The organism is Paenibacillus vietnamensis (assembly GCF_020169515.1).
Lineage (GTDB): Bacteria > Bacillota > Bacilli > Paenibacillales > Paenibacillaceae > Pristimantibacillus > Pristimantibacillus vietnamensis.
Window position 1 is genome coordinate 1 of sequence record NZ_JAHMHW010000045.1, and the last position, 357, is coordinate 357.

General features: G+C 47.9%; 1 protein-coding gene. It reads left to right on the plus strand.

The features are described 5' to 3' along the window. A partial coding sequence (locus KP806_RS27455; protein ID WP_224726935.1) for a hypothetical protein occupies positions 1-357 on the plus strand: 357 nt, incomplete at both ends.

Below are 357 nucleotides of genomic sequence, written 5' to 3' on the forward strand. Positions count from 1 at the left end.
CGCCTTGAATGCCAAAATGCAAAAGAAAATCGGCGATCGGCTTGCCCTTGAGCTGCATGTGCAGTCTAACGGGGAGAATCTTTCATGGAAAAATCCGAAAGCTCCGGTTACGATAACAATACCGTATACGCCTTCCGCCGATGAGCTTAAGCATCCGGATAAGATCGTCGTGTGGTACATCGATGAGAAAGGCGATGCTCATGCAATCAAGAATGGGAAATATGATCCGGCAACCGGTCAAGTGATATTTTCGACTACACATTTCAGCGTATTCGCATTGGCGTTCATAAACAAGACCTTCACGGACATTGAAGGGGTGGCATGGGCGCAATCCGATATTGAAGCAATGGCCGCAAG